7 protein-coding genes are annotated in these 7352 nt (G+C 72.3%); 2 read left to right on the top strand and 5 right to left on the bottom strand.

Features of this window, described 5'->3' with window-relative positions; genetic code table 11:
* Positions 1–702, bottom strand: coding sequence for a MerR family transcriptional regulator (locus ABLM29_RS18590; protein ID WP_349716004.1), 702 nt, complete (start codon positions 700–702; stop codon positions 1–3).
* 247 nt (positions 703–949) lie between these two features.
* Between ABLM29_RS18590 and ABLM29_RS18595 the strand changes: the two genes are divergently transcribed.
* Positions 950–2827, top strand: coding sequence for an AMP-dependent synthetase/ligase (locus ABLM29_RS18595; protein ID WP_349716005.1), 1878 nt, complete (start codon positions 950–952; stop codon positions 2825–2827).
* 36 nt (positions 2828–2863) lie between these two features.
* Here ABLM29_RS18595 and ABLM29_RS18600 read toward each other — a convergent pair whose 3' ends face one another.
* Positions 2864–4147, bottom strand: coding sequence for a winged helix-turn-helix domain-containing protein (locus ABLM29_RS18600; protein ID WP_349716006.1), 1284 nt, complete (start codon positions 4145–4147; stop codon positions 2864–2866).
* A 118-nt stretch (positions 4148–4265) separates the two neighbouring features.
* Here ABLM29_RS18600 and ABLM29_RS18605 point away from each other — a divergent pair, with 118 nt between their 5' ends.
* A complete protein-coding gene (locus ABLM29_RS18605; RefSeq protein WP_349716008.1) occupies positions 4266–4883 on the top strand; it encodes a class I SAM-dependent methyltransferase in 618 nt (205 codons plus the stop codon).
* 54 nt (positions 4884–4937) lie between these two features.
* On the opposite strand, the gene ABLM29_RS18610 is transcribed toward ABLM29_RS18605, so the two are convergent.
* The 3 genes from ABLM29_RS18610 to ABLM29_RS18620 form a co-directional block, all read right to left on the bottom strand.
* On the bottom strand, positions 4938–5639 hold the full coding sequence (locus ABLM29_RS18610; RefSeq protein ID WP_349716010.1) for a response regulator: 702 nt from the start codon (positions 5637–5639) through the stop codon (positions 4938–4940).
* Between the two features lie 46 nt (positions 5640–5685).
* Entirely contained in the window at positions 5686–6321 is a 636-nt protein-coding gene (gene hpf / locus ABLM29_RS18615; RefSeq protein WP_349716012.1) for a ribosome hibernation-promoting factor, HPF/YfiA family, read from the bottom strand.
* Positions 6322–7027: 706 nt separating this feature from the next.
* On the bottom strand, positions 7028–7352 hold a 325-nt coding region (locus tag ABLM29_RS18620), incomplete at its 5' end, for a ComF family protein (protein WP_349716014.1).

Below are 7352 nucleotides of genomic sequence, written 5' to 3' on the forward strand. Positions count from 1 at the left end.
TCACCGGCGGCTCAGCGAGCGAGTGATGACCTCGTTGGCCGACCGCTGGAACGACGTCACGATCGCCTCGAGGGTCAGCTCGCGCAGCGCCGCGAGGGTCTGCTCGACCCGCTCGGCCTCGTCCCGGGAGAGGCGCTGGCTGCGCAGCGGCACCAGCACGTCCGCGCGGAGGACGTCGGTCAGCTCCTCGGCGAGGGCACCCATGTGGCGCGAGATCGCCAGCGCCGCACCGCGCACGCCCTCGACCGGGATGTCGAGGTCGAGCAGCCGCATGGTCACGTCGAAGCCGTGCGCCGGGGTGTAGCGAGGCCCGCGGTCGGTGTCGGTGCGCCGCAGCATCCCGATCTCCTCGATCAGGGCCAGGTCCTCGTCGCTCAGCCGCCGCCCGGCGTGCTCGTCGAGCTGGCGGCGACTCAGGTCCTGCGGCCCCGACGCGGTCCAGGAGGCGAGCATCGCCCGCCGCACGGCGAGGTCCTCGATCCGGGACCCGGGCGGGAGCGAGGAGAGATACCCCTCGATCGACTGCAGCGAGAACCCATGGCCCTGGAGCGCGCGGACCATCTCCAGGCGGGCGAGGTGCTCCTCGCCGTACCAGGCCATCCGGCCGCGACGCTCGGGCGGCGGGATCAGCCCGAGGCTGGCGTAGTACCGCGTGGTGCGCACCGTCAGACCGGCCGCCGCCGACAGCTCGTCGACGGACATCAGGCGCTCCTCGTCCGATTCGGACCGCGACACGGCACTCATGACTGTCACAGTAGGGCTGTGACAGTGGGGTGGCAACGCGCCACTTCGCGTGGCGACGGCGTACGTCGTGCAGAACGCCACTTGACGGACGTCACATCGATCGGGACAGTTGGATTGTGACAGTTCAACTGTCATCGACGCTGCCTGCGTGGCAGGTGCGGTCGAGCATCGCCATCACCACCGATGACACCCGAGAGGCCACCCGATGACCGACACCCTCACCGTCCGCGCCGAGATCGAGGAGGACCTCGCGGGTCTCACGATGCCGGCCGCGTTCGCCCGCACCGTCGCCGAGCGCGGCGACGCCCCGGCGTACTCCGACAAGGTCGGCATCGACATCCCCGCGGGTGGCTACGCGCCCGGCTGGCGCACGGTGACCTGGTCGCAGCTCGGGGAGCGCGCCCACGACGGTGCCGCCGCGCTGATCGAGGCCGGTGTCCAGCCCGGCGACCGCGTCGCCATCATGGCCGGCAACCGGATCGAGCACGTCGTCGCCGACCTGGCCGCGATGCACGCCGGCGCGGTGTCGATGTCCATCTACAACACGCTCTCGGTCGAGCAGGTCACCTACGTGGCGGGCCACGCCGAGCCGACCGTCGTCATCCTCGAGTCCGACGACCACCTCGCACGGTGGCAGCAGGCGCTGGCGGCGAGCTCGTCGGTGCGCACGGTCGTCGTGATCGACGCGGCCGCGCCCGAGGGCGACGCCCGGTTCGTGGGCTGGGAGGCGTTCCTGGCCGCGGGCGCCGCCCACCGGGCCGAGGCCCCGACCGCGGTCACCGACCGGGTGGCGGGCGTCTCCCCCGCCGACCCGCTGACGATCCTCTACACCTCCGGCACCACCGGGAACCCGAAGGGCGTGGTGCTCACCCACCAGGCCGTCCTCTACGAGTGCAGCTGCTCGCTACGGACCGCCGGGCTCACCGGCGAGAACATCTTCATCTCCTACCTGCCCTTCGCCCACATCGCGGAGCGGACCCTGGGGATGTACATCCCCCAGATCCACGGCGCCGACGTCCACCTCATCGCCGACCCCGCGCTGCTGCTCGGCGCGCTCGGCGAGGTCCACCCGACGCGCTTCTTCGGCGTGCCGCGGGTCTGGGAGAAGATCAAGACCGGCGTCTCGGCGAAGCTGGCCGCCGAGACCGACCCCGAGAAGCGGGCGCAGGTCGAGGCCGCGCTCGCCACCGGCCTCGAGTACGTCGAGGCGCAGCAGTTCGGAAGCACCCCGTCGGCGGAGCTGTCCGCGCGGTTCGAGGCGGTCGACGGTGCCCTGCTCGGCTTCCTGCGTGCGCTGCTCGGCCTGGACCGCTGCGAGTGGGCGGCCTCGGCCGCGGCGCCGATGCCGGTCGAGGTCGCGCGCTTCTTCGCCGGCCTGGGGATCCGGATCTACGACGTCTACGGGATGACCGAGACCTGCGCCGCCGTCACCGCGTGCGGCCCCGACCAGTTCCGGCTCGGCACGGTGGGCCGGGCGCTGCCCGGCATCGAGATCGCGATCGCCGACGACGGCGAGATCCTGGCCCGGGGCCCGGTGACATCCGACGGCTACTACCGCCAGGAGGACGCCACCCGCGAGCTGATCGACGACGACGGCTGGGTGCACACCGGCGACATCGGCGAGCTCGACGAGGACGGGTTCCTCAAGGTGGTGGACCGGAAGAAGGAGATGATCATCACCTCTTCCGGGAAGAACATCGCGCCGTCGAACATCGAGAACCGGCTCAAGGAGTCGCCGATCATCGGCCACGCGCTGGTCTACGGCGAGGGCCGACCGTACGTCGTCGCGGTGCTCACCCTCGACCCCGAGATCGCGCCGATCGTGGCCGCGCGGGCCGGCATCGACGCCGACGTGGCGAGCGACATGGCGCAGCTGGCCCAGCACCCGGCGATGCTCGGGATGGCTCAGCAGGCCGTCGACGCGGCCAACGAGCGGCTCTCGCGCCCCGAGCAGGTGAAGTCCTTCCGGCTGCTGCCGGTCGAGTGGACCGCGGAGTCCGAGGAGCTGACCCCGACCCTGAAGCTCAAGCGCCGGGTCGTGCACGCGAAGTACGCCGACGTGCTGGACGGGCTCTACTCCTGAGCGGCCGGCCACGATCGGAACCGCACCCCCGCGCGGTCAGGGGACGGCGGGTTCGTTGACCGCAGGCGTCGGGTCGGCTGTGGGGCGGCCCGGCGCCCGCCCGCCGGGCAGGCAGGCGGCGAGTGGGGCGGCGAGGTCGCCGCGAGGTCCGACGACGACGTCCCCCAGCCCCAGCCACCCGGCCAGGCGGCGGAGCTCGACCGCGAGCTCCGCCGCCGTCGTCTCCGGGGCGTGCGGCTCCGCGAAGGCGCCCTGGACCATCAGGACCCCGGCCGCGCGGTCGGCCTTGAGGTCGACCCGGGCCACGATCCGGTCGCCGAGCAGGAACGGCAGGACGTAGTAGCCGTGCACCCGCTTGTGCGCGGGCACATAGATCTCGATCCGGTAGAAGAAGTCGAAGAGCGCCTCGGCGCGGGCCCGCTCCCACACGACGGGGTCGAACGGGCTGAGCAGGGCGCGCGCGGCGACGCGCCGCGGCAGCCGCGCCTCGGCGTGCAGGTACGCCGGCCGCGACCAGCCCTCGACGGCGACCGTCTCCAGCTCCCCGGCCTCGACCAGCCGCGCCACCGCGGCGGCGGTCTCGTCGGTGCGCATCCGGTAGTAGTCGGCGAGGTCGCGCACGGTGGCGACGCCGTGGCTGCGCGCGGCCCGGCGCACCAGCTCGTCGTGCGCGTCGGCCGCGGGCAGCGCCGCCGCCTCGACGTGCTCGGCCGGGATCACGCGCTCGGGGAGGTCGTAGACCACCTCGAACTGGCGGGTGCGGCCGGCGATGGCGAGGTCGCCGGTGCGGTAGAGGATGTCCAGCGCCTTGCGTGCCGCGGACCAGTTCCAGCCCCAGTGGTCCCGGCTGCGCGGGCTGCCGTCGTCCAGCGCGCTGGCGGGCAGCGCGCCGCGGTCGGTGATCTCGGCGAACAGCTCCTTCTTCAGGCCGTGGTCCACGTCGCGCCACCAGCCGAAGTTCTGCTCCCGGTAGCGCTCCATCCGGAACCGCATCACCGGCCACAGGTCGACCGGCATGTAGGCCTGGACGTGCGCCCAGTACTCCACCAGGCGCCGGGTCCGGCGCTGCGTCGTCGAGGTCTGGGCGGCCCGGTGCAGCAGTCCCGTGTCGTAGGGCCCCATCCGCGAGTAGAGCGGCATGTAGTGGGCCCGCTGGAGCACGTTGACGCTGTCGACCTGGAGCACTCCGGTGCGGTCGACGGCGCGGCTCAACGTCCGCATCGTCGGCGTCGCGTGCGCCGGGTCGGCGAAGCCCTGGGCGGCCAGCGCGATGCGCCGCGCCTGGGCGAGGGAGAGGGACTGCACCGATCCGGACCGCACGGTGCTCACCCTAGGCGGGGGCACCGACCTCGACCGACCGGGGCGCGTGCGGCGTCCCGCCCACGCCAGGGTCGCGAAGGTGCATGCTGGGACGGGACCGACGCAGGAGGTGACCGGGGTGCTCAGGTGGATCCAGGCCGCGCTCTACGACCGCTCGGAGCGTGCGTCGGAGGACGCGGGACTCCGGGACGAGCGGCACCGGCTGCTGGCGGGGGCGCACGGCGTGACGGTCGAGGTCGGAGCTGGGACGGGCCTCAACCTCGCGCACTACTCCCCGGAGGTGGACCGCCTGGTGCTGGTCGAGCCGGACCGACACATGGCGCGGCGGCTGCGGCGGCGCGCCGCGGAGCTCGGGGTGTCGGCGGAGGTGCTCGACGCCATGGCGGAGGACCTCCCCCTCCCCACGGACTCCGTCGACACCGCGGTGGTGACCTTCGTGCTCTGCAGCGTCCCCGACCCGGCCGCCGCCCTGCGCGAGGTCGCACGGGTGCTGCGCCCCGGCGGGAGTCTGCTGTTCGCCGAGCACGTCCGGTCCGCGGAGCCGGAGCTCGCGGCGCGGCAGGACCGCGAGCCGTTCCCCTACCGGTGGCTCGGGTGCCACCCGAACCGGGAGACGCTCCGGACCATCACGGAGTCCCCGCTCGTCGTCGAGGAGGTCGCCCACGGCGAGGTGCCGCGGGCACCGGAGCTGGAGAGACCGATGGTCCTCGGCGTGGCCCGGCTGCCCGAGCGCTGACGGGGCGCCGGTGGTTTCGAGGCTCGCAAGCTCGCACCTCAACCACCGGCGGCCTCACTCGATCTCGACGAGCTTCTCCCGGACGGCGTACATGACGGCCTCCATGCGCGAGTGCAGCTGGAGCTTCTCCAGCATGTTGCGCACGTGGTTCTTCACGGTGTTCTCGCTGATCGCGAGGCGGTGGGCGACCTCGCGGTTGCTGAGCCCCTTGGCCACCAGCCGCAGCACCTCGAGCTCGCGCTCGGTCAGCTTCAGCGCCGGGCCCTGCGCGCGCTCGGGCGACGACATGGACTTGAACTCGGTGATCAGCTTGGTCGCCATCGAGGGGCTGATCAGGGACTGGCCGTCGGCGACCACCCGGATGCCCTGCGCGACCTCCTCGATCGAGGAGTCCTTGAGCAGGTAGCCCGAGGCGCCGCTCTTCACGGCCTCGTAGAGGTCGGCCTCCTCGTCGGAGACGGTCAGCATGATGATCTTGGTGGTCGGCACGGCCTCCTTGATCCGCAGGCAGGAGGCGATGCCGGACTGCTTGGGCATCCGCACGTCGAGCAGGACCACGTCCGGCACGGTGCTGATCGCCAGCTCGACGCCGCGGGCGCCGTCGTCGGCCTCGCCGACGACCTCGATCCCCGGCTCGATCCCGAGCAGCATCGTGAGGCCGCGCCGGAACAGCTCCTGATCGTCGACGACCAGGACGCGCGTCGCTTCGTCCGCGGACGCGGACGAGGCGCCGCCTGCCGGAGGAGTGCCGTTCACCACAGGCGAATCATGGCACGAGCCCCCGGCAGGCCGTGGGAGGTCCTCAGGCCTCGGCCTCCCCGAGCTCCAGTGAGATCACGCCGTAGTCGTAGCCACGGCGCCGGTAGACGACCGACGGACGCTCGTTCTCCTTGTCCACGAACAGGTAGAAGTCGTGGCCGACCAGCTCCATCTCGTAGAGGGCCTGGTCCAAGGTCATCGCGCTCGCGGCGTGGGTCTTCTCTCGGACGACCAGCGGTCCGTCACCGGTGACGGTGATCGGTCCGACCTGCCGCTCCTCCACCCCGTCCGCGGCCGGGGCGTTGCCGTTGACCAGGTCCTCGACGCGCTCCGGGGAGAGCGACTGACCCATCGACGCGGGGGTGCGGCGGCCACGGTGCACCCGGCGGCGGTCGGCCGCCCGACGCATCTGACCGGCCATCTTGTCCAGGGCGAGGTCGAGGGCGCCCATCTTGTCGTCGGCCGCGGCCTCGGCGCGGATCACCGGTCCCTTCGAGAACGCCGTGAGCTCGACGTGGACCGCGCGGTCGTGCTGGCGCGGGTTGGGCTCACTGTCCACCTCCACGTGTACCCGGATGATCCGGTGATCGTGCTTCTCGAGCCTCGACAGCTTGTCCGCGCAGTGCTCGCGAAAGCGCTCCGAGATCTCGCAGTGCCGTCCGGTGACCACAACGTCCATCAGTGACCTCCATGTGTTGGGTTGATGGGTTCAATCAGTCGCCGCACGCCGAATGGCGTGTGGCCGGGGAAAAGTCGAAGGGGCCGTACGTCGGCCGTGCCGTCCTCAGCGGTGCGCTACCAGGTCCGGGCGTCGACAGGGCGGGTGCGCGTGGCCGGCCGCGGGCAGCACGAAGGAGGCCTCGATGGCGACCTGAGAGGCGAAGCGGTCGTCGAGCGCGCTGCGGCAGTCACCACGCAGCGCCTCGGGGGTTCTGTGCGTGCGGCCGCAAGCGGGGGGCGCGAAGGCGACCTTGAGAGCGAAGCGGTCGTCGAGCGCCCCCCGCGCAGCGGACGCTCCACAGAACCCCCGAGGTGGAGTCCGCTCGGCCGACCTGGTCTTCGTCCCCACACCCGCCTGCTGAGGCGCCCGCAGCTTCTTGCCACTACTGACCTTCTCCCGGCTTCGCCCACATCTGGTGGTCGGGCCGAGGCAGGACTTACGACTAAGCCGCACCGTGATCATCTCCACCGGACCGGAGTCCGGGTTCGACTTACGTGGACCGTTTCGCCTGCGACTGGCATCGGCTTGTCGCTCGACTCGCGGGTATCCGCGCGTCTCTGCGACGCAACCACGGACCCGAGCGGACTCCATACACAGACGTTAGTTGGTCGGCATTCCGGAGGAAAGGTCTGGACCAGATCCGTGCGTCACACACGGCCGATTCTCAGGTCGCGGGGCGCCTCTCCGTGGCCGCGACCACGGCGATCCCCCGCACCCGTACGCCGGCCGCCTCGAGTGCCCGCTGCGCCTCCCGCGCGGTGGCGCCGGTGGTGATCACGTCGTCGCACAGCACCACGTGCGCCGCCGCGCCGGACCAGCGCCCCAGCGCCCGGCTGGGGCAGGCCATCGACCGGGCGAGGTTGGCCGCCCGGGCGCCGGCGTCGAGTCCGGCCTGGTCGCGGACGCCGGGGCGGACGCGCAGCAGGGAGGCGACCGCGGCGGGGCGTCCGGCGGCGGTGAGGTGCGCGGCGGCGCGGCGCACCATCCAC

It is taken from the genome of Nocardioides sp. YIM 152588, assembly GCF_040191335.1.
GTDB lineage: Bacteria > Actinomycetota > Actinomycetes > Propionibacteriales > Nocardioidaceae > Nocardioides.

Bases quoted from the DNA above. Each gene is read 5' to 3' on its own strand.
- ABLM29_RS18590 (WP_349716004.1), bottom strand. From the start codon at position 702: ATGTCCGTCGACGAGCTGTCGGCGGCGGCCGGTCTGACGGTGCGCACC.
- hpf (WP_349716012.1), bottom strand. From the start codon at position 6,321: ATGGACGTTGTGGTCACCGGACGGCACTGCGAGATCTCGGAGCGCTTT.
- ABLM29_RS18595 (WP_349716005.1), top strand. From the start codon at position 950: ATGACCGACACCCTCACCGTCCGCGCCGAGATCGAGGAGGACCTCGCG.